This is a genomic window from Mesorhizobium sp. M2D.F.Ca.ET.226.01.1.1, from assembly GCF_004022705.2.
Classification (GTDB): domain Bacteria; phylum Pseudomonadota; class Alphaproteobacteria; order Rhizobiales; family Rhizobiaceae; genus Mesorhizobium.
The window spans coordinates 1-327 of record NZ_RZOY02000091.1; the positions used below are offsets into that span (position 1 = coordinate 1).

At 67.9% G+C, this 327-nt stretch carries 1 protein-coding gene; it reads right to left on the reverse strand.

Annotated features, from left to right (window positions below):
* Positions 1 to 209 (reverse strand): tetratricopeptide repeat protein (locus EN869_RS33895; protein WP_245519978.1); only part of this gene is annotated, 209 nt, incomplete at its 3' end.
* Between the last annotated feature and the right edge of the window lie 118 nt (positions 210 to 327).

A 327-nucleotide genomic window follows, 5' to 3' on the forward strand; every position in this document is an offset into this window, starting at 1 on the left:
AAGGCGTCGCGCGCGGCCGGCAGATCGTTGCGGCCGAGCTCGACAAAGCCGAGCTGCACCAGGGCATCGGCATTGTCGGGCTTCAGCGCCAACGCGCGCTTGAGCAGATCCGCCGCCTCGTCGAAATGCTGGGCCTGCCTCGCCTTGACGCCGGACGCGTAAAGCTCGTCGACCGTCTGGGCCCATGAAACACCGGGAGGCGCGGCCATTGCCAGGAACATGCATGCGGCAAGGGCTGCGCGCCGGCTTTGCCGCATCAGCGTTTCTTCCGCGCGATCAGGCGCGCCAGCCGGGCCAGCAGCTCCTCGGGGATGAACGGCTTCACAA